Origin of the sequence: Massilia sp. NP310, assembly GCF_019443485.1 — a bacterium.
Lineage (GTDB): Bacteria > Pseudomonadota > Gammaproteobacteria > Burkholderiales > Burkholderiaceae_D > Telluria > Telluria timonae.
Genome location: NZ_CP080379.1, coordinates 4,356,391 through 4,381,953 on the forward strand (window position 1 = coordinate 4,356,391; position 25,563 = coordinate 4,381,953).

General features: G+C 64.4%; 22 protein-coding genes. 9 read left to right on the forward strand and 13 right to left on the reverse strand.

What is annotated here, in order from left to right; genetic code table 11:
• Window positions 1-2 precede the first annotated feature (2 nt).
• The 6 genes from KY496_RS19140 to KY496_RS19165 are packed head-to-tail and all read right to left on the reverse strand — an operon-like array spanning window position 3 to window position 7,145.
• Window positions 3-1,100 (reverse strand): FemAB family XrtA/PEP-CTERM system-associated protein, encoded by a 1,098-nt coding sequence (locus tag KY496_RS19140; protein ID WP_005663862.1) that lies wholly within the window; start codon window positions 1,098-1,100, stop codon window positions 3-5.
• Window positions 1,097-1,981 carry an XrtA system polysaccharide deacetylase gene (locus KY496_RS19145; RefSeq protein ID WP_005663860.1) on the reverse strand — a complete coding sequence of 295 codons (885 nt, stop codon included), beginning with the start codon at window positions 1,979-1,981 and terminating at the stop codon, window positions 1,097-1,099. The genes KY496_RS19140 and KY496_RS19145 overlap by 4 nt, the downstream gene beginning before the upstream one ends.
• A gap of 18 nt (window positions 1,982-1,999) precedes the next feature.
• A complete protein-coding gene (locus KY496_RS19150; protein ID WP_005663859.1) occupies window positions 2,000-3,043 on the reverse strand; it encodes an XrtA/PEP-CTERM system-associated ATPase in 1,044 nt (347 codons plus the stop codon).
• Between the two features lie 25 nt (window positions 3,044-3,068).
• Window positions 3,069-4,691 carry a TIGR03016 family PEP-CTERM system-associated outer membrane protein gene (locus KY496_RS19155; RefSeq protein WP_157225419.1) on the reverse strand — a complete coding sequence of 541 codons (1,623 nt, stop codon included), beginning with the start codon at window positions 4,689-4,691 and terminating at the stop codon, window positions 3,069-3,071.
• Entirely contained in the window at window positions 4,672-5,592 is a 921-nt protein-coding gene (locus KY496_RS19160) for an XrtA-associated tyrosine autokinase (RefSeq protein ID WP_005663855.1), read from the reverse strand. The genes KY496_RS19155 and KY496_RS19160 overlap by 20 nt, the downstream gene beginning before the upstream one ends.
• Window positions 5,593-5,618: 26 nt before the next feature.
• Window positions 5,619-7,145 (reverse strand): XrtA system polysaccharide chain length determinant, encoded by a 1,527-nt coding sequence (locus tag KY496_RS19165; protein ID WP_219861990.1) that lies wholly within the window; start codon window positions 7,143-7,145, stop codon window positions 5,619-5,621.
• 408 nt (window positions 7,146-7,553) lie between these two features.
• On the opposite strand from KY496_RS19165, the gene KY496_RS19170 reads away from it, so the two are divergent.
• The 5 genes from KY496_RS19170 (at window position 7,554) to pepA (ending at window position 11,900) form a co-directional block, all read left to right on the forward strand.
• Window positions 7,554-8,321, forward strand: a complete 768-nt coding sequence (locus KY496_RS19170) for a serine protease (RefSeq protein WP_005663852.1) — start codon at window positions 7,554-7,556, stop codon at window positions 8,319-8,321.
• A 199-nt stretch (window positions 8,322-8,520) separates the two neighbouring features.
• Window positions 8,521-9,126, forward strand: a complete 606-nt coding sequence (locus KY496_RS19175; RefSeq protein WP_229409714.1) for an XrtA/PEP-CTERM system exopolysaccharide export protein — start codon at window positions 8,521-8,523, stop codon at window positions 9,124-9,126.
• Between the two features lie 299 nt (window positions 9,127-9,425).
• On the forward strand, window positions 9,426-10,157 hold the full coding sequence (locus KY496_RS19180) for a GNAT family N-acetyltransferase (protein WP_005663848.1): 732 nt from the start codon (window positions 9,426-9,428) through the stop codon (window positions 10,155-10,157).
• Window positions 10,158-10,234: 77 nt separating this feature from the next.
• The gene (locus KY496_RS19185; RefSeq protein WP_219861992.1) at window positions 10,235-10,900 is read left to right on the forward strand and encodes a class I SAM-dependent methyltransferase; all 666 of its coding nucleotides are present in this window, start codon (window positions 10,235-10,237) and stop codon (window positions 10,898-10,900) included.
• A 181-nt stretch (window positions 10,901-11,081) separates the two neighbouring features.
• Window positions 11,082-11,900 (forward strand): flocculation-associated PEP-CTERM protein PepA, encoded by an 819-nt coding sequence (gene pepA / locus KY496_RS19190; RefSeq protein WP_184238491.1) that lies wholly within the window; start codon window positions 11,082-11,084, stop codon window positions 11,898-11,900.
• 114 nt (window positions 11,901-12,014) lie between these two features.
• On the opposite strand, the gene KY496_RS19195 is transcribed toward pepA, so the two are convergent.
• From KY496_RS19195 to icmF, 6 genes are all read right to left on the reverse strand, one after another.
• Window positions 12,015-12,893, reverse strand: coding sequence for a ThiF family adenylyltransferase (locus KY496_RS19195; protein ID WP_219861994.1), 879 nt, complete (start codon window positions 12,891-12,893; stop codon window positions 12,015-12,017).
• 34 nt (window positions 12,894-12,927) lie between these two features.
• Window positions 12,928-13,527 carry a GNAT family N-acetyltransferase gene (locus KY496_RS19200; RefSeq protein ID WP_229409713.1) on the reverse strand — a complete coding sequence of 200 codons (600 nt, stop codon included), beginning with the start codon at window positions 13,525-13,527 and terminating at the stop codon, window positions 12,928-12,930.
• Window positions 13,528-13,745: 218 nt separating this feature from the next.
• Window positions 13,746-16,523, reverse strand: a complete 2,778-nt coding sequence (gene prsT, locus KY496_RS19205) for an XrtA/PEP-CTERM system TPR-repeat protein PrsT (protein ID WP_005663837.1) — start codon at window positions 16,521-16,523, stop codon at window positions 13,746-13,748.
• Window positions 16,524-16,692: 169 nt separating this feature from the next.
• Entirely contained in the window at window positions 16,693-17,022 is a 330-nt protein-coding gene (locus KY496_RS19210; protein ID WP_005663835.1) for a hypothetical protein, read from the reverse strand.
• A gap of 145 nt (window positions 17,023-17,167) precedes the next feature.
• Window positions 17,168-18,247, reverse strand: coding sequence for a type I restriction endonuclease (locus KY496_RS19215; RefSeq protein WP_005663833.1), 1,080 nt, complete (start codon window positions 18,245-18,247; stop codon window positions 17,168-17,170).
• A 218-nt stretch (window positions 18,248-18,465) separates the two neighbouring features.
• Window positions 18,466-21,753, reverse strand: coding sequence for a fused isobutyryl-CoA mutase/GTPase IcmF (icmF, locus tag KY496_RS19220; RefSeq protein ID WP_219861996.1), 3,288 nt, complete (start codon window positions 21,751-21,753; stop codon window positions 18,466-18,468).
• 207 nt (window positions 21,754-21,960) lie between these two features.
• On the opposite strand from icmF, the gene KY496_RS19225 reads away from it, so the two are divergent.
• Window positions 21,961-23,190: an HD-GYP domain-containing protein gene (locus tag KY496_RS19225; protein WP_005663830.1), complete on the forward strand. Its 1,230-nt coding sequence runs from the start codon at window positions 21,961-21,963 to the stop codon at window positions 23,188-23,190.
• A gap of 75 nt (window positions 23,191-23,265) precedes the next feature.
• On the opposite strand, the gene KY496_RS19230 is transcribed toward KY496_RS19225, so the two are convergent.
• Window positions 23,266-24,300 (reverse strand): GGDEF domain-containing protein, encoded by a 1,035-nt coding sequence (locus tag KY496_RS19230; protein ID WP_005663827.1) that lies wholly within the window; start codon window positions 24,298-24,300, stop codon window positions 23,266-23,268.
• 98 nt (window positions 24,301-24,398) lie between these two features.
• Between KY496_RS19230 and KY496_RS19235 the strand changes: the two genes are divergently transcribed.
• From KY496_RS19235 to KY496_RS19245, 3 genes are all read left to right on the forward strand, one after another.
• Window positions 24,399-24,596 (forward strand): hypothetical protein, encoded by a 198-nt coding sequence (locus tag KY496_RS19235; RefSeq protein WP_219861998.1) that lies wholly within the window; start codon window positions 24,399-24,401, stop codon window positions 24,594-24,596.
• 94 nt (window positions 24,597-24,690) lie between these two features.
• On the forward strand, window positions 24,691-24,873 hold the full coding sequence (locus KY496_RS19240; protein ID WP_005663826.1) for a Flp family type IVb pilin: 183 nt from the start codon (window positions 24,691-24,693) through the stop codon (window positions 24,871-24,873).
• A 62-nt stretch (window positions 24,874-24,935) separates the two neighbouring features.
• Window positions 24,936-25,490: a prepilin peptidase gene (locus tag KY496_RS19245; protein ID WP_184238482.1), complete on the forward strand. Its 555-nt coding sequence runs from the start codon at window positions 24,936-24,938 to the stop codon at window positions 25,488-25,490.
• Window positions 25,491-25,563 lie beyond the last annotated feature (73 nt).

The window sequence follows — 25,563 nt, forward strand, 5'->3', positions numbered from 1 at the left end:
CATTACCCCAGGTTGCGCACGATGTAGGGACCCAGGAAGTTCGCCACCGGCAGCGGCAGCTTCTTCCACATCTTGATGAACAGCTGGTACTTCGGGTTCAGCGGATTGTTGTCCGGCAGCTGGGTCGATGCGTAGAGTTTGTATTCATACGGCAGCGGCTCGGCCGTGAAGCCCCAGTTCTTCTTGAAGTCGTAGGCGCCGGTGCCCAGCTTGCTGCGGCCGAAGTCGAACAGGCGGCAGCCGCGGGCGCTAGCGGCCTGCATCAGGTTCCAGTACATGAAGTCGTTGCCGGCCACCGAGCGCGCCAGGTCGGTGCCGCCGCCGTAGTAGGGCACCACCTCGTCGCGCCAGTAGAACGACAGCACCGAGCCCACCAGGCGGTCGTCTTCGGTATAGATGGTGCGCACCTCGCACTCGTCGCCGAAGGTTTTTTGTAGCAGGGCGAAGTATTTTTTCGGGAACACCGGGGTGCCCAGGCGCAGTACGCTGGTGGCGTAGGCCTCGAACATGCGGTCGACGTTGTCCTCGACCACGCCCTTCAGGCCCAGCTTGATCCCCTTGCGCACCATCGCGCGCTGCTTGCGCGGGATGGCGTTCATATTGGTCTCGTCGTCGCCCGTGATCTCCTTGCGGAAGGTGACGTACAGTTCCTTGGTATGCCACGAGTCGTCGCCCGGATGGGCGCGCTGCATGCCGCGGTATTCCAGGTGGCCCACGCCCAGCTTCTTCGCGAGCTGGTCGGCCGCGCCGTCGAGCAGCAGGCGCGCGCCGTCGTCGACCGCGGCCACGCCGCCGTACACGCAGAACGGCATCGCGCCCAGCGAGTGGCCGAACAGGCGGCTCTTGATCTCGGCCAGCGGCAGCACGCCCTGGATCTGGCCGTCCTGCTCCACGTAGTAGAACCAGGTCTTGATGCCGAACGACTGCTCGATGACTTTCTGCCAGCCCGACAGGTGGAAGAAGGTGGCGCTGGGGCAGGCGCGCACGAAAGCGTCCCAGCGGGCTGCGTCCTGCGGCTGCATCAGGCGCAGGGTCTGGGCGCCGGCGGCGGCGGCCGGCATGGCGCGCTTGGCCTGCGCCGCTTCGATGATCGAGTTCATGGCTTGTCCAGGAAGATGCGGTCCATGCGGTCCCACTTGAAGTCGCGCGCCAGCTGTTCCAGGCGCCGCTCCATGCGGTCGATATTGACGTAGTGGCGGAAGCGCGCCTTGGCGCCCAGGCCTTCGGGACGCGGCTGGCCGGGATCGACTTCCCACGGGTGGAAGTAGAACAGGGCCGGTTCGCCGTCCTCGCGGTTGACCTTCTCCATCATCCAGCGCGACAGGGCGTAGGGCAGCAGGCGGAAGTAGCCGCCGCCGCCGGCCGGCAGGTTGCGGCCCGCCATCTTGACCGTGGTGATCGGTACTTCCAGCAGCCCGTCCGGGCCGTTCGGATAGAAGGCGAAGCGCGGCGCGTCCGGCATGCCGTAGTGGTCGTGGGCGATCGGATAGATGCTCGAGCTGTACTTGTAGCCGGCCTCGTGCAGCGCGTCCAGCGCCCACAGGTTGGCGTGGCCGATCGAGAAGCTCGGCGCGCGGTAGCCGACCACGGCTTGTCCGCCGATGTCTTCCAGCAGCGCCTTGCTCGACCGGATGTCGTTGTCGAATTCGGCCCGGCTCTGGTCCGAGGCGCGCAGGTGGCCGTAGCCGTGGCTGGCCAGTTCGTGGCCGGCGGCGACGATCCGGCGCACCATGGCGGGATAGCGCTCGGCGATCCAGCCCAGGGTGAAGAAGGTCGCGCGCACGCCGTGGCGCTCGTACAGCGCCAGGATGCGTTCCATATTGGCCTCGACCCGGCATTCGCGGATCGGCCAGCTGGCGCGGTCGATGTAGGGGGCGAAGGCCGAGACCTGGAAGTAGTCCTCGACGTCGCAGGTCATCGCATTGCGGATCTTCTCGCCGGGCGCTGGACGCGGCCGGGCTGCGGGAGCGGTCATTTTCATTGCCGGGTTCCTGAACTGTTATTCCTGGTTGTCCACGTGGCGCGGAGAGGTGCCGGACTGCGCACCGGGTGGGGTGGCGGCGATCTTTTTCAAGATCGACAGCACCGACACGATCGATTTTTCGAGGCGCATCATGCGTTCGTCGAGCTGCTCGACGCTGGCGCTGCGCCGCTCCCCGTGCTGCAGCTGGTGCTGGCCGGAGGTCGCGCGCATGGAGGCCGGCTCAGGCTCGCCCAGTCCGTCGGGGGCCTGGAACTCGTCCGAGATGTCGCGCACGACTTCCTCGATGTGGGCGCCGCCGAATCCATGCAGTTCTTCGAGGTAGCCCATCAGCAGCACGCGGTCCATCAGCGTGTTGGTCTTGCGCGGAATGCCGCCGCTGTAGGCATAGATCGCGGCGTGGGCGGCGTCGTCGAACGACGGGTCGCCCTTCCAGCCGACCGTGGCCAGGCGGTGCTCGACGTAGGCGCGGGTCTCTTGCGCGTCCATCGGTCCCAGGTGGTAGCTGGCGATCACGCGCTGGCGCAGCTGCTGCATGGTGGGGCTGTGCAGGGTGGCGCGGAACTCGGGCTGGCCGAGCAGGAAGGTCTGCAGCAGCGAGCGGTCGTCGGTCTGGAAATTGGACAGCATGCGCAGCTCTTCGACCGTGCGCGCGTTCAGGTTCTGGGCCTCGTCGATCACGAGCAGGGCGCGCTTGCCCTGGCGGTCGACCGAGCGCAGGAATTGTTCCAGGCGATTGAGCAGCTCGGCCTTGCTGGCGCCCTCGTAGGGCAGGCCGAAGGCGGAGACTACCATGCGCAGCGTGTCTTCGGGATCGAGGCTGGTGTTGACGATGTGCGCCGCGATGATCTGGTCGAGCGGGATGCGGCCCAGCAGGTTGCGCACCAGCGTGGTCTTGCCGGCGCCGACCTCGCCCGTGATGACGATGAAGCCCTCGCCCTGCGACAGGCCGTAGTCGAGGTAGGCCATGGCGCGCTTGTGGCCCTTGGAACCGAAAAAGAAATGCGGGTCCGGGCGGAGCTGGAAGGGCTTGGCCGACAGGCCGTAATAGGATTCGTACATCGTGGTTCCCTGGGGTCTGTTGCGCTTAAAACGTCTTGAACAGGCTGGCCGAAATGGCGTTCTCGGTGTAGGTGCCGGCGTTGAAACGGTCGCCGCTGCGACGACGCAGGTCGACCGATCCGATGGTCTCGCCGAAACGGCGCGACACGCCGAGCTGGAACACGCGCTGGGTGCTCTTGTAGCCGCGGTCGCGCGACTCGCTTTCGTCGATGTCGTAGCGGGCGGTCAGGTTCGAACGCGAGTTCAGCCGGTAAGTGTAGTTCGCTTCGAAGCCACGCTGGCGCACGTTGTCGCTGTAGCGGCCCTGCTGGCTGCCCAGCAGCGGGCTGTCGCTTTGCTGGTCCGAGATCGCGCTGCGGTCGCTGGCATGGGCCGACAGCACCGCGCTGCTGCGGCCCTTGCGGTACACCATCGATGCCTGCAGCCGCTTCTGGCGCATGAAGCGGTTGCTCAGGTAGTTGATGCTGTCGGACAGCGATGGCGGCAGGCCGGTCTGGTCGATATAGGCCTGCACCACCTGCGCGCGCACTACCGGATCCGGGTAGGCGGTGGAAAACATGCGGTCGAGCAGGCCCGCGGTGTCGATCGTCGACGGCAGCGTGAACTGCTGGCGCGACGTCGTGATGACGTCGTTGTAGCTCACGTTCCAGCTGGTGTGGCGGCTGCGGTGCAGGGCCATCAGGTTGCCGGTGTTGCCATAGAAGTGGCGGCCGGCGGTGGCCTGCAGGCTGGTGCGCGAGGACGGCGTCCAGGCGAAGCCGAGCGACCAGTTGGCGCCTTGCTCGCCGCCGCCCAGTCCTTCGAACTCGTAGCGGTCGTAGCCGGCGTTGGCCAACAGCGAGAAGCGGCCGTTGACCATGTAGCGCAGGTTAGTGGCCAGCATTTCGCTCGAGGAGTCGCCATAGCGCCCGCCGTTCAGGTCCTGCTTGGTGTAGGTGACGCCCCAGCCGACGGTGCGGAAGGCGGGACCGTTCACCAGCGAGGCCAGCAGGGTGTTGCCGCCGGTGCGCCGAAAGCCGATATTGTCGCCGCCACCGACCGAGTCGCGCGTGAAGCGCAACTGGCCCGCGGCGGTGCTGCCGAAATTCTTCAGCAGGTAAGGGCTGATGCTCCAGGTATCGATGTCGGTACGGTTGGCGTTCGAATACTGGTCGTTGGTGATGCGCGGACCGAAGGCCGAGATGTTCTGCTGGCCGCGCGACGCGGTGGCGTCGACGTACAGCAGGTCTTGCGCCAGTTCGCCGCGCAGGTTGGCGCGGTAGCTGCGCCGCACGCTCGACACGCCGCCGTTTTCGCCATCACCGAAGGAACCGTCGCGGTTGCGCTTGTCGCTGTCGTGCAGGTAGGCGAACGTATGCAGCTGGGCGCTGGCGTTCACGGTCAGGCGCCGGGTCTGGTTGCTGAGCCTGAAGCCGGGCGATATCTGTGTGATCAGGTCGCTGTACGCGAGTTCGTCTTCCGTCAGGTTGACGTTATCGGTCCAGGTCTCGACCACCCTCAGGGTCGGCGTCACACGCCAGTCGGCGTGGGCCGGCAGGGCGGCCAGCAGCAGCACCGCCACCGCCAGCGGCGTCAGGACGGGCATCCGGCGTCCCGGCATGCGCCGCGAGCGGATGACGGCGGATTCTTTAGCCGTAGTGATAGTCATACGTTTCTTCGATGCCGGGGATATCCCTGGTCTTGTTATAGACGAGATTGACGTTGCTCATGCCTTCGAGCTGCTGCAGCGATTCCTTGACCGCATGCTGGGTCGTGGTCTGGGCTTCCACCACCACCACGATCTGGCCCATGTGGCTGGCCAGCACGCGCGCCTCGGTGGTCAGCATCAGCGGCGGCGAGTCGAAGATGATGACGCGGTCCGGATAGCGGTTGGCCAGTTCGGTCAGCATGGCGGCCATCGTCGAGCTGGCCAGCAGCTCGGTGGCGGCGTTGGAGGTGGCGCCGGCCGGCAGCAGCGCCAGGGTGTCGACGTTGGTGCGCAGGATCACGTCCGGCAATTGGAGCGTGTCGTCGACCAGGATGTCCATCAGGCCGCGCTGGGCCGGCAGGCCGAGCGTGCGCAGGACCGACGGACGCGCCACGTCGGCGTCGACCAGCAGCACGGTGTGGTCGAGCTCCATGGCGATGCTCATCGCCAGGTTGATCGCGCAATAGGTCTTGCCTTCGCCGGGCAGCGAGCTGGTGATCATGATCAGGTTGGCCGGGTTGTCCTTCGGACCGCGCTCGGCAAAGGCGCGCTTGAGCAGCGGGCGCTTGATGATGCGGAATTCTTCCAGCAGGTTGGTGCGGCCGCCGGCGGCGGTGACCATGCCCAGCTCGCGCATGCGGCCCAGGTCGAGTTCGACACGGCGGGTGCGCGCCGGGGCGGGCGCGGCTTCCGCGGCCAGGTCCGGCGTCGGGGCCGGCGCGACCGGCACGTCGACCAGCACGGCGGCCGGTGCTTCGACCAGTGGCGGCTCGGCCGGCACGATGCTGGCGGCGGGATTGACGGGGGCGGCGTTCTGGCGCTGCTGGTCGATGCGGCTGGCGGCTTTTTCGATAATGCTCACATTTACTCCTTATTGGCCATCCGGCCTTACATCGCGGGGCGGACCAGGATGGCGGCGACGCCGGCGCCATAGGCGCCGAACAGCAGCAACACCGAAGCGGCAAGGGCGACCAGGCGGCGCTTGCGCAGCACGGTCTGTTCGGAGGTCCAGTTCATGCTCACCGAACCCAGGACCGGCAGGCCGGTGGCCTCGCGCAGGGAGGCCTGGCTGAGGAAGGTCGGGCGCAGTTGGCTCAGCAGCAGGGCGCCGGCCAGGCCGGCGGCGAGGGCGCCGACGAACACCAGCGAGAACAGCTGCAGGCGGTTCGGACCGGTCGGCACGGCCGGCGCGATCGGCGGATCGATCACGCGGAAGGTCAGCATGTCGGTGACCGAGGACACCTCGCCCGACAGCTTGGCCGATTCGCGCCGCTCGACCAGGCGCTGGTAGTTCTGGCGGTTGACTTCGTAATCGCGGTTGAGCTGGGCCAGCTGGGCTTCGACCTCCGGCACCAGTTCGCTCTGGCCGCGCAGGCGCGCCACGCGGGCGCTGTATTCGTTCACGCGTGCCCGCAGCGAAGCGACGCGCGCCTCGGCGTCGGACAGCTGTACGGTCAGCTGCTGCAGCATGGGACTGAAGCTGGCGCCCGGGTCCGAGCTCTGCACGGGATTCTTGGCCGCATCGGCGCGGCGCTCCATCAGCTGCTCGAGCAGGCGGCGGTTGGCGACGATGTCGGGGTGCTGTTCGGTGTACTGGGTACGCAGGCTGTCCAGGTTCTTGTTGACGGCAGCGATGCGTTCGTCCAGCGCCGGGTCGCGCAGCACCGGGGCGCCGGCGCCGCCCTTGTAGTCGCCCGACATCCTGCTGCGGATCGCATTGCGCGCCTGTTCGGCCTCGGCCAGGTCGAGCTGCGCCTGGTTCAGGGCTTCGGTGGCCGACATCAGGCGCGCGCCGTAGTCGGCGCCGGCGCGCGGCAGCATGCCCATATTCTTGATCTTGAATTCCTTGAGCGAGTTCTCGGCCGCGGCCAGGCGTTCTTCATAGCTGCGGATCTGTTCGTCGATGAACTGGACCGCCTTTTCGGAGTCCTGCTTCTTGCCGGCGAAGCTGCCCTCGACGAAGATCGTCAGGAAGGCCTGCACCACGTCCTTGCTCTCGCGCGCGCTGGTGCCGGTGTAGCTGATGGTATAGATGTTCTCGCGGCCGGTGCCGGCCATCTTGAGCTTGTCGATCATGTCGTCGACCAGCTTGTCGAATTCCTTGGGGGTACGCGTGCGGGAGTCGAGGTCGAGCTCGCGCGCCACGCGCTCGACGTTCGGGCGGCTCATCAGGGTGCGGCGCATGAACTGCACCTGCTGGTTCAGGTTCGGCAGGGTGGTCATGCCCGACAGCAGGGGCTTGAGTATGGTCTGAGTGTCGACGTAGACGCGCGCCGACGCCTCGTACTGATTGGGGAGCGAATACACCACCCCCCAGCCGGCCAGCGCCACCACCCAGGTGATGACGACTGCATGCCAGCGGTACTTGCCGATGGCTTTGAGGAGGTGAAGAATCTGGGTTGTGATTTCAGCCATCGTGTCGATCTCGTCGGTCAGGGCCTGGGCTGCAGGCTCAACAAATAAACAATGTGCATGATCGCTTGTACCCTAATCAATTGCAATTGAGGGTTAAGGGATGCAGCGATTCGTGGTCACCGATGCCATCGGTTTGCAACACATGTTCCGCACTGCAATAAGAAGATGCTAAACAAATTGCATCATGCCAGTTGTTGCATTATCGCAAACATCTGAAGAATTCGCATGTTGTATTTCGCTAAACGAATCCACCTATCTGCCGGGGTTCGGTTCGTGGCCCTTCAGGGCCGCGCGGTTCTTCAAATAGTTGCTGAAATTCAAAGAAGCTTATTGTAATGTTTAAAAATGGAAAGGGGCTGTACGATTGCCTCAGCTCTGTTACAACTACCTCAAGATTGTGAAGGTTTGATGACGCGAAGACTATTTTCAAAACGCCTGGCCGCCGGCGCGCTGCTCTGGTGGGCGGGAGCCGGTCTGCAGGCGGCGACCCTGCCGCAGACGGTGGCGGCGGTCAAGCCGTCTATCGTGGGCGTCGGCACGCAGCTGCAGACGCGCAGCCCGGCGATCGTGTTCAGCGGCACCGGCTTCGTGGTCGGCGACGGCCTGAGCGTGATCACCAATTCCCACGTGGTGCCGGACAAGCTCGATGCGGCGCGCATGGAGCAGCTCGGCGTGGTGCTGCCGGACGGCGCCGGGGTGCGCTTCCGCCCGGCCCAGCTGGTGGCCCTGGACCGCGAGCACGACCTGGCTCACCTGCGCCTGGAAGGCGCGCCGCTGCCGGCCCTGCGCCTGGATGACGCGGACAGGGCGGTCGAGGGCCAGGACCTGGCCTTCACCGGCTTTCCGCTTGGCATGGTGCTGGGCCTCCACCCGGCCACCCACCGCGCGCTGCTGGCTGCGATCACGCCGGTGATGCAGCCTTCGCTCAGCGCGCGCCGCCTCGATGCGCGCGCCGTGGCCCGGCTGCAGCGCACGCCGTTCAGCATCTACCAGCTCGACGGCACCGCCTATCCGGGCAACAGCGGCTCGCCGTTGTACGACCCCGCGACCGGGGAGGTGGTGGGCGTGATCAATATGGTGTTCGTGAAAGGCTTGAAGGAATCGGCGATCTCGACCCCCAGCGGCATCACCTATGCCATTCCGGTGCGCCACGTGCGGGAATTGCTGAGCCGCTAGCATCGGTGGGCGGCGCGCGCTGGCGTACGGCAGCAACACGCAAGTATTTCAATTGTGCATGGCTTGTCGCCACGCCGGTCTGCGCTACAATAGCGCAGGCCGTGATGGCGAAATTACAATTTTTGATTCACGTCGAACACTATTCCACCAGGGATGGCCGGTAGGCGCGAAGGGGATGAACGCGATGATGACGAAGACCATGAAGAATCTGTTGGCAACCGGCGCCGCCGCTTGCATGCTGCTGCTGGGCGGCTGTTCCACTCCGGTACCTCCCAGCACCGCCGCGCTGGCGCCGGTCAACCCGGACTATCTGATTGGACCGGGCGATGCCGTCAACATCATCGTCTGGCGCAATCCGGAAGTGTCGATGTCGGTCCCGGTGCGGCCGGATGGCAAGATCACGACTCCGCTGGTCGAAGACCTGCCGGCAGCCGGCAAGACTTCGACCCAGCTCGCGCGTGACATTGAGCAGGCCCTGGCCCAGTTCATCCAGCAGCCGGTGGTCACCGTGGTCGTGACCAACTTCGTCGGCAATTTCAACGAACAGATCCGCGTGATCGGCCAGGCGGCGCGCCCGCAGGCGCTGCCGTATCGTCGCGAGATGTCGCTGATGGACGTGCTGATCGCGGTGGGCGGCGTCACCGAGTTTGCCTCGGGTAACAAGGCCAGCATCGTGCGCACCGTCGAAGGCAAGCAGGAAAAAATCAATGTGCGTCTCGACGACCTGATCAAGGATGGCGACATCTCGGCCAATGTCATGATGCGTCCAGGCGACATCCTGGTCATTCCCGAGAGCTTCTTCTAAGCCCGTTCATCCTGCCCGACCGGCCCTCGCGCCGGTCGTCTTCCCCCTGGCATTCGCCATGGCGGCGCCTTGCCGCACAACCGGTCACCACCAGTGCGCCGGTTACTTTCTTCAAGACATATTGTCCCCGCGCGCCGCAGTGCCTGCTGAAGCTGCTATCGTCCACCATGCGGTGACATTCAAAATGTCAAAGTATCAAATACTCCTAGTTAATACAATTGATAATTTGTAATTTATAATGCTATGATGATCAGGAATGCCGCCGTCACTCGACGTGCCGGACTGCCTGGAGAATGACCATGATCGAGACATTAGCGCCGGCCTCCTTCTGTGCCGGCCCAGGCGACGACGAGGTCGCCGCTTCCGACGGACCCAGCATCATCGACGTCGCCATCAACGAGCGCGTGTTCGGTATCCGCGCGGCCGATATCGATTCACAGCGCAATTCCGCCAGCATGCTCATCAGTAAGATGTATTCCTGGCGCGGCTACAGCGGCAACCACCAGGTGCAAAGCGACCCCAACCGGATCACCTTGACGGCATCCGACCACGGCCAGGTGTTCGGCACGCTGAGCCTGGGCCTGGATTCCGAGATCGGCTTGCTGGCCGACCAGGTGTTCAAGGATTGCATCGATGTGCGGCGCAGCGACGGGCGGGTGTGCGAGATCACCAAGCTGGCGGTCGACCCGGCGGTCAAGTCCAAGGCGGTGCTGGCCTCGCTGTTCCACGTGGCCCTGATCTATGCCCGCGACCTGAACGGCTGCAAGGATATCTTCATCGAAGTCAATCCGCGTCATCGCCGCTTCTACGAAGCCATGCTCGGCTTCCAGACCGTGTGCGAGTCGCGCCCCAACCCGCGGGTGCAGGCCCCGGCGGTGCTGCTGCGCGTCGACACCGCCTTCGGCACCGAACAGGTGGAGAAATGGGGCGGCATGCAGGACCGGGCGGTGGGCGAGCGCTCGCTGTTTCCGTGGTTCTTCTCGCCGCGCGAAGAGGCCGGCATCATCAACCGCCTGCGCCAGCTGGGCTGAGCTACCCGATCCTCGCTTGCCTGCAGTTCATTAACGACCTATATTTTCCGCTTCTATCCAATCAACGAGGACGCTCCATGACGACCGGTAAGACCAGGGATGAAATCGCCGAAGCCTATTCATCCGAACCGTGGTGGTACGACCTGCGCGGCTTTTTCATTCTCACCTTCGCCTATAACAGCACGATCGGCACCCAGATGCGCTTCTTCGGGCCGAATTTCGGACCCGACCACCTGGAGGTGGCCTGCGGCACCGGCACCCTGCTCGAGATGGTCCTGAACTGGCGCCGCCGCCGCAAGCTGCCGCCGGTCAAGGTGACCGGCATCGACTACGCCCCGTCGATGCTGGCCGGCGCCAAGCGCCGCTTCGCCGGTAATCCGCAGGTCGAGGTGCAGCATGCCGACGCGGCCCAGCTGCCGTTCGCCGACAACCGCTTCGACAGCGCCAATATCGCCAACTCGATCCACTGCTTCCCGACGGTCGACGGCGCCTTGCGCGACATCCTGCGCGTGCTCAAGCCGGGCGGGACGCTGGCCGCCAACGTGCTGCTGTATCCGTCCGGTTTCGCACCGCTGCGCTGGGCGGCGCAGAAGATCAATGACTGGGGCATCCGCAAGGGCATCCTGTACAGCCCCTTCCACATCGAGGAGCTGCGCGCCAAGGTGCTGGCGGCCGGCTACGAGGTCGCCAGCGAATTCACCTCCGGAAATACCTGGAATGTAGTGTTGCGGAAACCCCTGTAGGACAAGACCGACAGCGCCATGAGAATTTCTTAAATGGGGCTGTCGGGATCTTTTACAGTGTTGTAATTTCTTATACGAAATACTGAGTTAAGTAGTTGATTTTAAAAGAGTTGAGTTTGCTGGCACGATGGTTGCTTACATAGAGGTCGTTAGTACGAACCCTACAACCAGGAGATCCAAGATGAAAGCAGTTTCGAAGACCATTATCGCTTGCGCAATCGCTGCCACCTCGATGTTCGGCGCCGCCGCCCACGCCGATAACTTCAACCCGTTCACCGTGGAATACGACGGCCGTAAATTCACCGCCGACAAGATCACCGGCAACTACAGCGAAGTCGCTACCTTCACTCCGAGCACCCCTACTTCCACGAGCGGTACTTTCGACGTGTCGTTGTACTGGAATGCAGGCCAATTCGTTACCGGCGAAGGCAATACCACCGTCAACGGCACCGGGTTGACCAACGACTACGGCCTGTATGCTGTGTACCGGGCCAGCGGCACCTATGGCGTCGTGAACGGGCGTAATCAGTTCACCTTCACCGAAGGCAGCGGTAGCCTGGCGATGTACCTGGATGCAGGCCTGAACACCACCTTCGGCCTTGGCGCAACGGGAGCTGACGGCGTCATCCTCGGCAACACCGGCGACGACCTGCTGCTGGCGGAAGGCGATCCGCTGTCGGGCTTCGGCGTACTCGATCCGACTCTGCCGACCTGCGGTCCTCGCGGCATCAACTGCGGTAGCTTCGGCGCCGACTCGACGTTCGCCCTGGCTGGTTTCGGTCCAGAGTTCTTTACCTCGCCGAATCCGTTCTACAACATGTCGTTCCAGTCGGGCCAGCTGAACAACTTCCAGGTCGGCGGCACCCAGCGTATCAATGGTTCGCTCGACGTGGTCTTCGGCAACGCGGCCGAAGTGCCTGAGCCTGCATCGGTCGCCCTGCTGGGCCTGGGCATGCTGGGCCTGTACGGCGCCCGCCGCCGCAACAAGAAAGCCGCCTGAGCACGACGCACGGGCCTGCCTCGCAGGCCCGATGTGCAAAGGTAAAAGCCACTGCCGGAGCGATCCGGCAGTGGCTTTTTTATGTCCGGGAAGCCGCCGGCCGGCGGCGCTCGCTCAGCGTCCGGCGGCCGCCATGCGCGCGAACTGGCGCCGCCCGATCGCCAGCATCAGCCGCTGGATCGGATGGCGGTTGCCGCCCGGCCGCCAGGTGCGCTTGAGCTTGTTGCGATAGGCGTCGAACTGCATGCCCCAGGGCGCCGCCAGCACGTCGCCGCGGCCGAGCAGGATCTTGAGCGCCTCGGTGGCGCAGACGCCGGCGCACAGCTGGCAAGCCATGATGGTCGATGGGCCGCTCCGCTCCGCCAGGTTGACCGATCCCGGCACCATCAGATAAGGCCGGTGCAGGCCGGCGGGGGCCAGGCCGACCACGAATCGGATCGCCTTCTCCTGCTCGGGCAGGTCGCCCCAGCCGAAATACTCTTCGAAGGTCATCTTGCCCGGCATGAAGTTGAGCAGGGCCGTTCCCATGCCCAGCGGCGCGCCGGTGGTGGCCGGGATGCCGAGCCGGGCGCAGGCGGCGAAAGTCTGCTGGCGCGCGTCGAAGGCGAAGAAATCGAGCGCGTCGACGTACAGGTCGACCCCCGCCAGGAAGGCGTCGAGATTGTTCTTGTGCACGCCGTCCGGAAAGATCTCGATCTCGATCTCGGGATTGATGTCGCGCGCCATGCGCGCCAGGACCTCGGCCTTGGGCTGGCCGACCGTCGACATCATGGCCCCGACCTGGCGATTGAAATTGGCGATGTCGAAACTGTCGAAATCGGCGATGTGGAAGCGGCTCACACCCAGTCGCGCAAGGGTCAGCAGGTGCACGCCGCCGACCCCGCCGCCGCCGGCAATGGCGACGCGCTTGCCGCGTAATTGCTGCTGTTCGGCTTGCGTCACCCAGCCGATATTGCGCGAGAAAGCCTGTTCGTAGTTGAACGGTTTATTCATTGGTTCAAAAAAAGTGGGGAACAAGAGCCCGGCCTCATGCCGGATGCGATTCGTCCATGCGCAACAGGCGATTGATAATGCCACGCTCTTCGCGTGGGGAAAAGAAATATGGATAGAAAGAACGTTCTTCTGTTTCGCCCTCGGCGGCCCAGGTGCCGCCGAAACGGTCGATCTGTTCGGTGACGAAGGCCAGGTTCACGCGCAGCAGGTAGGCCGGCGCGTCGACCCGTGGATTGATCTTGAGTTCGCCTTCCTTGCGAAAACCCAGCATGCGCTCGTAGAAGCGGCGGTGACGCGGATTGACCTCGATCACGATGTCGGTACAGCCATGCATGTCGCGCGCGTAGATCACGGCCAGGTGGAACACATTGGCCAGCGCGGTCTTGGAACGCACCGAAGGGTCGAAGGCGAACTTGGTGAACTCGCACAGTTTCGCGCCGCGCTGGCGGTGGGCGTCGAGTTCGTCCTTGAAGATTTCGTCGGCCATCAGGCCGACCTCGGAATCGATGCCGATGCTGAGCGTGCCGACCACGTCGCCCTTGTCGGTGGCGGTCAGGGTGATGCGGTTGGGGTCGCTACTGGGCTGGTGATCTCCGGCGTAGCCGCGCCAGGCATACATCCTGTTGATCAGCATACTGGCCGTGTTACGACCGTCCGAAGTATCGGTAAGCCGGATTCCGTACGAATCGTCGTCCACGATAAACATCCTCATTTAGGAGAACGTTATCTTATCGCGACATTAATAAATCCAGCGTTCGATAGGATGAGGCCGCGAGCCTTTACTGATGGGAAGAAGGGCGCCTCAACGGGTGCGCCGCGGGACCGGGCCAGGTCCCGCGGCGAAGGCACCGCTTACAGGGTCTTGAGCAGCGCGCGCGCCTCGTCGGCGTGGGCGAACGGCGCGTTCGACCCCAGCAGTTTGTCGAGCTCGCGGCGTGCGCCGGCCTTGTCGCCGCTCTTGTGCAGGGCCTGCGCCAGGTGGTAGCGGATCTCCATCGAGTTCGGCGCCTGGCTGCTGGCCTTCTGCAGCAGCGGCAGGCCGCGCGCGGTGTCGCCTTGCTCCACCAGCACCCAGCCCAGGGTGTCCATCACGCCCGGGCTGTCGCTGGCCAGCTTGTATGCCTTCTCGGCGGTCGCCAGTGCGCGCGGGTCCTTCACCTGCTGGTAGGCCCAGGCCAGGTTGTTCAGCACCAGCGGATGCTCGGGAGCGCGCTTCTGCGCGTTCTCGAGCCTGGCGATGGCGCCCTTGTAGTCCTTGGACGCCAGGTTGAGCTCGGCGACCAGCAGCAAGACACGCACGTCGTCCGGCTGGGCGGCCAGCCAGGCCTGGCCGCGCGCCAGCGCTTCCTTGCTCTTGCCGCCGGCCTGCATGGCCTGCATGACCTTGACCGTCAGTTCCGACGAGCGCGCCAGGGACAGGCCTTTTTCAAAGGACTGCTGGGCCTGGGCAAATTTCTGCTGCGACATCAGCACGTCCCCTTCGATGACGTGGCCGACCGGCGCCTTGGGCGCCGCCTTCTGCAGCTCGCGCGCCACCGCCAGCGCCTCGTCCGGACGCTTGCCGCGCAGCGCCAGGTCGACCTGCATCAGGCGCGCCGGCACGAAGTCGGGCTGGAGGTCGACCGCGCGCTTGAGGTGGGTGGCGGCCGCCGATTCGTTCTTCAGCGCCAGCTGCACCTGAGCCAGGCGCAGCTGGGCGCCAGGCGCCTTCGGCAGCACGTTGACCAGCTTGCTGTAGGTGTCGAGCGCGCCGTTCAGGTCCTTGTTCGCGGCCTGCGACTGGCCGAGCAGTTCCAGCACGCCGGCATCGGTCGGATGCGAGGTCTGGAGCTTGCGCGCCAGCGCCAGTGCCTTGGGCGCCTGCCCGGTGGCCAGGTAGTGCGCGCCGAGCTTGAGCGAAGGCGCGGTGGCGTTCGGATTGGCTGCGCTGGCCTTCTCGAACCAGCTCGTGGCCTCGGCCTGGTTCTTTTGCAGCATGGCCAGTTCGCCCAGTGCCGTCATGGCCTCGACGTTGTCCTTGTTCTTGTCCAGGAAGGCGGTGAAGCGGGCCTTGGCGGCATCCGGCTTCTTGTCCTGCACGTCCAGGCGCGCCAGGTTGGTCACCGCCGGCAGGAAGCTCGGCTGCAGCGACAGCGCCTTTTCGAAGGCGGCGCGCGCTTCCGCGTGCTTGTTCTGGACCATGTAGACGGCGCCCTTGAGCTGCTGCACTTGCGCGCTGTCAGGTTGCTGTTTTTCGAGCGCATTGACGGCGGCCAGGGCCTTGTCGTAGCGCTTCATATTGATCTCGGTCTGGACCAGGGCCATGGTCGCCTGCAGCGATTTCGGATCGAGCGTGGCGGCCATCTCGAGGTCGCTCAGGGCACGCGCCTGGTCGCCCTGGGCCAGGCGCGACAGCCCCAGCGAGGTGCGCACCGCGGCCGCCTCCGGCGCCAGGGTGGCGGCCTGCTGCAGGTAGTTGGCGGCCTTGTCGAAGTCGCGCACCTGCATGTACGATTCGCCGGCCAGGGCCAGCAGCTGGGCATCCTGTGGCGCATCCTTCAGGGCCGGCGCCAGGGTGGCGGCGGCATCGGCCGGCTGCGAATTCTTGAGCTGGGCCTGGGCCAGCAGCTTGCGCGCATAGACGTTGTTCGGATTGGCTTCCAGGTACTTGCGCAGATGCTGTTCGGCCTGCTGGGTGCCGCCCAGCTGCAGCTCGGAGGCGCCGGCCAGCAGGATGCTCGGATAATGGTTGGGCGCGACCTTGAGGATCTTCGCCAGCGCATCCCGCGCCGCCGAATGCTTGCCTTGCGAGAATTCATACAGGGCGCGGGTGTACACCACCAGCAGGCTGCCCGGCGAATTCTTTTCCGCCGCCTCGACTTCCTTCTTTGCCGCATCAAACTTGCCGCGCGCGATCTCGATATACGCTTTCTCGATGTGGGCGCCGCGGTGATCCGGCTTGAGCGCCAGCGCCTTGTCGTAGGCGCCCAGGGCTTCGTCCGGCTTGTTCATCGAGCGCAGCATCGCGCCTTGCATGATGAAGACTTCGGGATTCTTCGGATCCTTGGCCACCGCCTGGTCGACGTAGAGGAGGGCGGCGTCGCGCTCGCCACGTACGGCGGACAGGCGCGCCAGGCCCATCAGGGCATCGCCGGAATTGGCGTTCGCGGCCAGGGCCGCCTCGTAGGCCTGTTTCGCCTCGTCGGGCTTGCCGCTGCCCAGCAAGGCGTCGCCCCGCAGCGACAGCAGCGCGGCCGATTTGCCGGCCTTCTCGGGCGTGATCAGCTCCAGCACTTCCTTGAACTTGCCCTGCTGCGCCAGGGTGCTGCCCAGCAGCGGCAGCACCCGCTCGTCGGCGATGCCGAGCGCGCGCGCGCGGCCCAGTTCCTTCTCGGCCGAGACGTTGTCGCCGGTCGACAATTGCAGGGTGCCCAGCGCCAGGCGCGCCTCGCCGTCTTCCGGGCTGTTCGCCACGGCGTTCTTGAGCTGGATCAGGGCAGCCTTGATGTCGCCCTTCTGCTGGTATTCGGATGCTTCCGCCAGCAGGGTTTCGGTCGACTGGGTCCGGTTGCAGCCGGCCAGGCCGACGGTCAGGAGGGCGCCGGTCAGGAGGGCGGCGGTGAGTTTGAGCTTGGTGGGATGGCGCGGCATGTGGAATTCCTCAGGCAGTGGAGACGGTCGTTTCGCTGGGTAAGCGAAATTCTCAACAACAAATCATACCTGAAGGAACCGCGCACCCAGTGTACAAACGGACACAGCTATTGCAAAACTTATTCGATGCGTGTTGCGTGAATGCTGAAAAAATTACTACAGGGGAAAATTACCCCTCGCCGCTGCCGTCAAGGCCGGGGTCGCGGCGCAGCCGGCCCAGCAGGGCTTCGACGTTCTCGCCCACCGGCAGGCCGTGGCGCCGCAACAGCTGGACATGCAGCACCAGGTTTTCCAGCACCAGCTTGGCCGCCACGGCGAGCAAGGTCAGCGTGCGGTCTTCCTCGCTAAAGTTCTCCATCGCCGCCGCCATCTCGCACAGGTGGTCGGCGACGATGGCGCGCATCTCGTCCTCTGGGAAGGGCAGGTCGGCGAAGTCGATCGGGTCTTCCCGTTCGACTTCGCGCATCAGGGCGGCGAGCTGGTCTGGCTGGATGGACATGCGAGCTCCTGTGGGGTCTTGCTGACATTGTAGGTTCGTCCATGCGAACAGGCTTGCCCCGCTGTGCTTCGGCAGGTGCGCAGTCGATCATCTGCCCAGAGGAGAACAATGCCAGCCGGTCGAAAGCTCGCGTGCCCGGCTCGGTTTATTCCTCGACCGGCAAGTGCATTGACACGGTCGCTCGCAACCGATCGGCAAAACTGTAGAGATCGTCGATTTCTTCGAGTGGAAAACGTTCCTCGGCCTTGTCCGGCCCGAATATGCCAACCGCCAGCTTCTGGGTGTTATTGAAGCGCAAGCGGCAGACGGGCTTGCGATTATTGTCGTCGAGCAGAATGGCGCAATAACTCAGGTTGTCGCGCATGACGATGCGGCGTGGGCTGACGACATCGCGCAAAATCGAGCGAACGATATGCAGGCCCTCGATTTCCTCGGCGCTGGTTTCGACTTCGGCTTCATCTGCAGGGTGGGGAATGATCGGCGCGGAATGCTCGGACGTCGTTGGCGCCTCGGCGGCCATCGCACCTTTCAGTCGTACGTTGATGCGCTCGCTTAGCAGCTGTTCAAAAGCACGTTTTGTGATCTGCGTGAACTGGTCCTTGAGTGTCGGCGTGAAGCGTCGCCCGCCAAGCAGGTCGGCAGACAGCAAGCGCACGAATTCTTCCGGAGGATTGGCCACCCACTCGTTCAAGCGTTCTTGAATGGCCCGCGTATATTTGAGATCGCTGGCAGTGTTAAGAATTGTGTCGATATCGAAGCTCGATTTGGCGAACTTTTTCAGCTCCTCGACGTCACGCTCCTTGAAATCGAGGATGTCGAACTCAAAAAATGGCGTGCTGTCCATCTTGTTCGGTTGCTCGAGATCGGTAAAGAACCGGTATTTCAGGCCGTTCGTCAACACGCCAAAGCGGGATTCGGTGACATGGAAATAACGGAACAACTGACTTGCATGATTAATATGCAGGTCGCCACCACAACGTTTGCACTCGAAAAGCATGATGGGATTCCCGTCGCGCAGAATCGCATAGTCTACCTTTTCGCCCTTCTTGGTCCCGACATCCGCGATCAATTCCGGGGTGACTTCGGTTGGATCGAAAACGTTGTAGCCGAGGATCTGAATGAATGGCATTACCATGGCATTCTTGGTAGCCTCTTCTGTCTGAATCAGGTCTTTGGTAGCACGAATACGGGTAGCCAGTGCGTTGAGCTGGTCGATCAGATCCACGGTAATGCTCCTTCAAGCTGGGTTGAACAGGTAAAGATGCAACAAATCAATGGAAATAACATTTCCATATTGCACATTTTTTAATGCTGTATCAACCTTTAAATGAAGCGCTGGCATGGTGGCGCATTTTCGCCACATAACTGAATTGAGCCAGATCCAGACAGGTACTGGTCGGTATGTCAGGAAGGGAATAAGGACGCGGCTGGCGCGCCCCTTTTTCACATATTGCGGCGATACTGCCCACCCACCTCGAACAGCGCGGTCGTGATCTGCCCCAGCGAGCATACGCGCACCGCGTCCATCAGGCGCGCGAACACGTTCTCGTTGTCGATCGCGGCCTGGCGCAGGGCGGCCAGCGCGGCTGGCGCCGCATCGGCGTTGCGGCGGTGGAAGTCTTCCAGGCGCTGCAGCTGCGATTGCTTTTCCTCGTCGGTCGAACGGGCCAGTTCGATCGTGGCGGGAAGCGCGGCGCCCTTCGGGTTGCGGAAGGTGTTGACGCCGATGATCGGCAGGCTGCCGTCGTGCTTGCGGTGCTCGTACAGCATCGACTCTTCCTGGATCTTGCCGCGCTGGTAGCCGGTTTCCATCGCCCCCAGCACGCCGCCGCGCTCGGCGATGCGCTCGAACTCCTGCAGCACCTGCTCTTCGACCAGGTCGGTCAGCTCGTCCATGATGAAGGCGCCCTGGTTCGGGTTTTCGTTCTTGGCCAGGCCCCATTCCCGGTTGATGATCAACTGGATCGCCAATGCCCTGCGCACCGATTCGTCGGTCGGCGTGGTGATCGCCTCGTCGTAGGCATTCGTGTGCAGCGAATTGCAGTTGTCGTAGATCGCGATCAGCGCCTGCAGGGTGGTGCGGATGTCGTTGAAGTCGATCTCCTGCGCGTGCAGCGAGCGGCCGGAAGTCTGGATGTGGTACTTGAGCTTCTGGCTGCGATCGTTGGCGCCGTACTTGTCGCGCATCGCCACCGCCCAGATGCGGCGCGCCACGCGGCCCAGCACCGTGTATTCCGGGTCCATGCCGTTCGAGAAGAAGAACGACAGGTTCGGCGCGAAGTCGTCGATGTGCATGCCGCGCGCCAGATACGCTTCCACGAACGTGAAGCCGTTCGACAGGGTGAACGCCAGCTGCGAGATCGGGTTGGCTCCCGCTTCGGCGATGTGGTAGCCCGAGATCGACACCGAGTAAAAATTGCGCACGCCGTGCGTCACGAAATATTCCTGGATGTCTCCCATCACCTTCAGCGAAAACTCGGTCGAGAAGATGCAGGTGTTCTGGCCCTGGTCTTCCTTCAGGATGTCGGCCTGCACGGTACCGCGCACGGCGGTCAGCACCCAGGCGCGGATCTGCGCGGCTTCTTCGCCGCTCGGCTGGCGCCCGTTGTTCTCGACGAACTTGTCCATCTGCTGGTCGATGGCGGTGTTCATGAACATCGCCAGGATGGTCGGGGCCGGGCCGTTGATGGTCATCGAGACCGAGGTCGACGGGCTGCACAGGTCGAAGCCGTCGTACAGCACCTTCATGTCGTCCAGCGTCGCGATCGACACGCCCGAGTTGCCGACCTTGCCGTAGATGTCCGGGCGCAGCGCCGGGTCGGCGCCGTACAGGGTCACCGAGTCGAAGGCGGTCGACAGGCGCTTGGCGTCCATGCCGGTCGAGACGAGCTTGAAGCGGCGGTTGGTGCGGAAGGCGTCGCCCTCGCCGGCGAACATGCGGGTCGGATCCTCGCCCTCGCGCTTGAAGGGGAACACTCCGGCCGTGTAGGGGAAGGAACCCGGCACGTTTTCCAGCATCAGGAAGCGCAGGATCTCGCCATGGTCCTCGAAGCGCGGTAACGCCACCTTGCGCACCGGATTGCCGGACAAGGTCGTCGAGATCAGGCGCGTGCGGATTTCCTTGTCGCGGATCTTCACCACGTGCTCGTCGCCCGCGTAGGTCGCCTGCAGCTGCGGCCAGGAGGCCACCAGCGCCCTGGCTTCGCCGTCCATGGCGTTGTCGCGCTGGGCGATCACATCGTCGAAGCCGGCATCCTTGCCCGCCTCGGCCAGCATGCGCTTCGCCTCCTGCAGCTGCTGGCGCTCGCGCGCGAGCTTGACCTGCGTGCCGACCCGGCGGTGGTAGCCGCGCACGGTGTCGGCGATCTCGGCCAGGTAGCGGCTGCGCGCGGGCGGCACGATCACGTTCTTGCCGCTCGAGTAGCGCTGCGCCGGCGCCTGCAGCTTGCCGGTTTCGACCTTCAGGCCCAGTTCCGCCAGTTTCGGCAGCAGGCCGTGGTAGAGGGCGGTCACGCCGTCGTCGTTGAAGCGCGAGGCCTGGGTGCCGTAGACCGGCATCTGGTCCGGGCTCATCGACCACAGTTCGCGGTTGCGCTGGTATTGCTTGGCGACGTCGCGCAGCGCGTCGAGCGCGCCCTTGCGGTCGAACTTGTTGATCGCGATGAGATCGGCGAAATCGAGCATGTCGATCTTCTCGAGCTGCGAGGCGGCGCCGAATTCCGGGGTCATCACATACATCGAGGTGTCGACGTGCGGCACGATGGCGGCGTCGCCCTGGCCGATGCCCGAGGTCTCGACGATCACGAGGTCGAAGCCGGCCACCTTGCAGGCGGCGATCACGTCGGGCAGGGCCTGCGAGATCTCGGAGCCCGCTTCGCGCGTGGCCAGCGAGCGCATGAACACGCGCTGCTGCCCGTTCCAGGGATTGATCGCGTTCATGCGGATGCGGTCGCCCAGCAGGGCGCCGCCCGACTTGCGGCGCGACGGGTCGATCGAGATCACGGCGATGTTCAGGCGGTCGCCCTGGTCGAGGCGGATGCGGCGGATCAGCTCATCGGTCAGCGAGGACTTGCCGGCGCCGCCGGTGCCGGTGATGCCCAGGGTCGGCACGCGCAGCGTGTCGGCCGTGTCGAGGATCTCCTTGCGCAGGGCCGGGTCGGCCCGGTCGTTTTCCAGCGCCGTGATCAGCTGGGCCAGCGGGCGGTGGCGCGCGGCGATGTCGCCGGTGCGCAGCGCCGCGAGCGAGGTCGGGGCGTAGGGCGACAGGTCGACGTCGCAGGCTTCGAGCATCGAGCGGATCATGCCGACCAGGCCCATGCGCTGGCCGTCTTCCGGACTGAAGATGCGCGTCACGCCATACGCGTGCAGGTCTTCGATCTCGCTCGGGACGATCACTCCGCCGCCGCCGCCGAACACCTTGATGTGCTCGCCGCCGCGCTGGCGCAGCAGGTCGATCATGTACTTGAAGTATTCGACGTGGCCGCCCTGGTAGCTCGAGATGGCGATGCCCTGCGCGTCCTCGGCCAGCGCCGCAGTGACCACTTCGTCGACCGAGCGGTTGTGGCCGAGGTGGATCACCTCGGCGCCGTTCGACTGCAGGATGCGGCGCATGATGTTGATCGAGGCGTCGTGGCCGTCGAACAGCGAGGCGGCGGTGACGAAACGGACCTTGTTGGCCAGGCGCGGCTGTTCGGGCAGGTCGAGCTTCGCGACGGGAGTGATGTCGTTCATGAGGGACGGGTCCTTGTGAGCGGTGAGGACGGATGCTGGTACGGTATATGACGTTAACGTTAACGTCAAGCTCGCGGCGAAGTAATACGGCTGGCTTCGATCCATTTCACATTGCGTATCCCTAAGGCAACATTAAGTTCCATTATGCAATCTGCTTGTTATACTCAATGCATAATCGGAATTCATGCAGAAGAAGAGACACGACAGATGCTGAAAAAAGTGGATTCTTCACAGCTCAGGGTGGGCATGTTCATCCACGACCTGGATTGCGGTTGGATGGAGCATCCGTTCGTACGCAACCAGTTCCTGATCACGAACGAGGCCGAGATCCGCAAGATCGTCGAGGCGCGTATCCGCGGCGTCGTGATCGATTGCCGTCGCGGCCTGGACGTCGACGCGCCCACCGTCGACGAGAGCATGGCCGCCACCGAGGCCGAGGTGACCGCGCTGGCGCAGGCCGCCACGGCCTCCGCGCGCATGCGGGTGCCGCTGGCCGAGGAATTGCAGCGCGCCATCCATGTGCGGCGCCAGGCCGAGGGTCTGGTGCGCGCCGTGATGCAGGACGCGCGCCTGGGAAAGGCCGTCGAGCTGGACCAGGTAAGCCCGGTGGTGCAGAGCGTTACCGAATCGATCCTGCGCAATTCGGGCGCCTTGCCCAGCCTCCTGCAGCTCAAGAACAAGGACGACTACACCTTCCTGCACTCGGTCAGCGTGTGCGCGCTGCTGGTCGCCTTCTGCCGCTCGCGCGGCATGGACGAGGAAACCATCTACCAGGCCGGCCTGGGCGGCCTGCTGCACGACACCGGCAAGGCCATGGTGCCGGACGCCATCCTCAACAAGCAGGGCCGCCTGACCGACGCCGAATTCGCCATCGTCAAGCGCCATCCGCGCGACGGCCACGACATCCTGGTGAAGACGCCCGGCATCGGCCCGGTGCCGCTCGACATCACGCTGCACCACCATGAGCGGCGCGACGGCAGCGGCTATCCGGACCGCCAGGCCGGGGACGGCATCAGCGAGCTGGCGCAGATGGCGGCCATCGTCGATGTGTACGACGCGATCACCTCCGACCGCTGCTACCACAAGGGCATCCCGCCGGCCGAGGCGCTGCGCAAGATCTACGAGTGGAGCAAGCACCACTTCGATCCGGCGCTGGTCCAGGAGTTCATGCGCTGCGTCGGCATCTACCCGGTCGGCACCCTGGTGCTGCTGGAATCGGGCCGGCTGGGCGTGGTGGTCGAGCCGCACGAATCGAGCCTGCTCACGCCGAAGGTGAACGTGTTCTTCCATGCGAAACAGCAGGTGTATATCCGCCCCGAGACGGTCGACCTGTCGCGCGCGACGGGCTTCGGCGGCGGCGACCGCATCGTGCGCCACGAGTCGGCCGCCAAGTGGCAGGTCGAGCCGCTGCGCTTCATGCAGCTGGCCGAGGCCTGAGCGCCTGCCACCCGCCGGCGCGGCGCGCGGCTGCTTCGGCATGCGATTGAACGCGCTGCCCTCACGTGCAGGGAATCAGAAGAATTCGGCGGTGTCGTTGACGGCCACGGTCTGCAGCAGCCCGCCGGCGACCAGCTCTTCGTAGTGGCACACGCGGTTGCGGCCGTGGGCCTTGGCGTAGTACAGGGCCTGGTCGGCGTGGCCCAGCGTGACCACCGGCGAATCGGCGGCGCTGACGCTGGTGAAGCCGATGCTGACCGTGACCTTGCCCACCTGCGGGAAGTCGTGGCTCTCGACGTCGGCGCGGAAGCGCTCGATGATGCGGCGGGCGTTCTCCAGGTTCGTCGAGCGCAGCAGCACCACGAACTCCTCGCCGCCGAAGCGGAACACCCGGTCCTGGGCGCGGAACGACGACTGCAGCAGGTTGGCGATCAGGATCAGCACTTCGTCGCCGTACAGGTGGCCGAAGCGGTCGTTGACGCCCTTGAAGTGGTCGACGTCGACCACCGCCAGCCACTGCTTTTCTTCGCCGTTGTGGTGGCGCCGCTCGGCCTGGCCGGGGGCCGTGGCGTCGGTCTCGGAGGCGTGCAGCATGCGCGCCAGCTGGTCGTCGAAGGTCTTGCGGTTGAGCAGGCCCGTGAGCGAGTCGCGTTCGCTGTAGTCGAGCAGGTTCTGGAAGTTGCGGTACACGCTGACGATCCCGTTGACCATGTACAGCGCCTCGGGCGTGAACGGTTCGGCATGCACGATCTCGAGGCAGGTGTCGGCCTTGTCGCCGAACCAGATCGGCAGCCACAGGCGGCGCAGGCCGTCGGCGCCGATGCTTTCCGCGCGCGGTTCGTGGCGGCGCACGCAGGCGCCGAGTTCGGGATAGAGCGCGATCGGTTCGCCGGGACCGCTGTCCTGCGGCTCTTCGGGGCAGGCCACGCCGCCGGCATGGATGCAGGCGCGCGAGCGCACGAAGTACTGTTCGCCGACGCTGGAGATAGTGAGCACCCGGGTGCGGGCCGCGCCGGACAATTCCTGGACTGCCGAAATCACGGAGATGTCCAGCATGGTGTGATCGCGGTGGCCGGTCATGTCCACCATGTGTCGCAGCAGGGAATCCATGTCGTCGTTATCAGACCAAGCAATAAGAGGTACCGGGAGACCGCCCCGCGCAAGGCGTGGCGCACAGGGCGGACAGCGCTGAATGGATACCCAGCGCCATGATCGGCGGTGCCGCATTTTTCAGCGGTCAAGCGAAACAGCATAATACTTTTTTGTATTACCGGCAACTATTCTTAACAATTTTTATTCATGGTTTCCCGCGCGCTGACACATCACCCTGGGAGTTTGTTTCTCATCAGAAGCATGCATTTCCATACGGAAAAGTTGTGGATGGTCAACTTGCCGTGCGGCACTAATCTGTACAGTGAACTCACTGGCAAACGTAACACAGCAGTAGCGACGGGGCCCAGTCGCAGCCAGTATTTCCTCAACCATCATAAGGAGTTTGTCATGAGCACGATTACCTCCGCCATCAAAGCATTTTTCGCTGACGAAAACGGTGTGACTGCCATCGAGTATGGCCTGATCGCCGCCCTCATCGGCGTGGTGATGGCCGGTGTCGCTGGCGAAGTCGGTGAAAACATCGAGGCGGCCTTCATCTACATCCGCGATCAGTTGGTCGTTCCGGAGTAATCCGCCTGCCCCCCGGGACGCGGTTCGGCCCCGGGGGGCTTTTTTTTTCGTGGAGTCCGATCATGGCTGTCGCACTTTACCTCGATACGCTGCTGCTGCTGATGGTGACGGCGGCGGCGCTCAAGGACCTGGAGAGCCGGCGCATTCCGAACCGGCTGCTGGCCGCCGGCATGGCATGCGCCCTGGTCCTGCACCTGCTGTCGCCGCAACCGCTGGCGGGGCTGCTCGCCTGGCTGGGCGGGACGGCGACCGGCCTGGCGATCTTTCTGCCTTTTTACCTGGTCCGCGGCATGGCCGCCGGGGACGTCAAGATGATGGCCGCGGTCGGCGCCTTCGCCGGTCCCGGCGACGCGCTGCGCATCGCCATCCTGGCCTGGTGCGTGGGCGGCGTCATGGCGCTGGCCGTCATCGTCTTCAAGGGCCGCCTGCGCATGGCGCTGGCCAATATGTGGGCGATCCTGAAGCCCATGCTGCTGCGCCTGCCGCGCGGGCCGGCGCCCGTGATCGGCGGCGCCGGCGGCCAACCCAGCGCCGGCTCGATTCCCTATGGCGTGGCGATCGCCGCCGGCGCCATCGCGCTGCTGGTCAGTCGCTACGCCGACCGACCGCTGTTATGAGCGGCGGGTCGGGCCTTTGTCAGGTATCAAGTGCCTGATGAGGCCGCTCGCTAGAATCAAATCAAGGTTTTCC

Excerpts from the sequence above, each read along its gene's own strand:
- KY496_RS19140 (WP_005663862.1), bottom strand. The coding sequence starts at position 1,100 with ATGAACTCGATCATCGAAGCGGCGCAGGCCAAGCGCGCCATGCCGGCC.
- KY496_RS19145 (WP_005663860.1), bottom strand. The coding sequence starts at position 1,981 with ATGAAAATGACCGCTCCCGCAGCCCGGCCGCGTCCAGCGCCCGGCGAG.
- KY496_RS19150 (WP_005663859.1), bottom strand. The coding sequence starts at position 3,043 with ATGTACGAATCCTATTACGGCCTGTCGGCCAAGCCCTTCCAGCTCCGC.
- KY496_RS19155 (WP_157225419.1), bottom strand. The coding sequence starts at position 4,691 with ATGACTATCACTACGGCTAAAGAATCCGCCGTCATCCGCTCGCGGCGC.
- KY496_RS19165 (WP_219861990.1), bottom strand. The coding sequence starts at position 7,145 with ATGGCTGAAATCACAACCCAGATTCTTCACCTCCTCAAAGCCATCGGC.
- KY496_RS19170 (WP_005663852.1), top strand. The coding sequence starts at position 7,554 with ATGACGCGAAGACTATTTTCAAAACGCCTGGCCGCCGGCGCGCTGCTC.
- KY496_RS19175 (WP_229409714.1), top strand. The coding sequence starts at position 8,521 with ATGAAGAATCTGTTGGCAACCGGCGCCGCCGCTTGCATGCTGCTGCTG.
- KY496_RS19180 (WP_005663848.1), top strand. The coding sequence starts at position 9,426 with ATGATCGAGACATTAGCGCCGGCCTCCTTCTGTGCCGGCCCAGGCGAC.
- KY496_RS19185 (WP_219861992.1), top strand. The coding sequence starts at position 10,235 with ATGACGACCGGTAAGACCAGGGATGAAATCGCCGAAGCCTATTCATCC.
- pepA (WP_184238491.1), top strand. The coding sequence starts at position 11,082 with ATGAAAGCAGTTTCGAAGACCATTATCGCTTGCGCAATCGCTGCCACC.
- KY496_RS19195 (WP_219861994.1), bottom strand. The coding sequence starts at position 12,893 with ATGAATAAACCGTTCAACTACGAACAGGCTTTCTCGCGCAATATCGGC.
- KY496_RS19200 (WP_229409713.1), bottom strand. The coding sequence starts at position 13,527 with ATGCTGATCAACAGGATGTATGCCTGGCGCGGCTACGCCGGAGATCAC.
- prsT (WP_005663837.1), bottom strand. The coding sequence starts at position 16,523 with ATGCCGCGCCATCCCACCAAGCTCAAACTCACCGCCGCCCTCCTGACC.
- KY496_RS19210 (WP_005663835.1), bottom strand. The coding sequence starts at position 17,022 with ATGTCCATCCAGCCAGACCAGCTCGCCGCCCTGATGCGCGAAGTCGAA.
- icmF (WP_219861996.1), bottom strand. The coding sequence starts at position 21,753 with ATGAACGACATCACTCCCGTCGCGAAGCTCGACCTGCCCGAACAGCCG.
- KY496_RS19225 (WP_005663830.1), top strand. The coding sequence starts at position 21,961 with ATGCTGAAAAAAGTGGATTCTTCACAGCTCAGGGTGGGCATGTTCATC.
- KY496_RS19230 (WP_005663827.1), bottom strand. The coding sequence starts at position 24,300 with ATGGATTCCCTGCTGCGACACATGGTGGACATGACCGGCCACCGCGAT.
- KY496_RS19235 (WP_219861998.1), top strand. The coding sequence starts at position 24,399 with ATGATCGGCGGTGCCGCATTTTTCAGCGGTCAAGCGAAACAGCATAAT.
- KY496_RS19240 (WP_005663826.1), top strand. The coding sequence starts at position 24,691 with ATGAGCACGATTACCTCCGCCATCAAAGCATTTTTCGCTGACGAAAAC.
- KY496_RS19245 (WP_184238482.1), top strand. The coding sequence starts at position 24,936 with ATGGCTGTCGCACTTTACCTCGATACGCTGCTGCTGCTGATGGTGACG.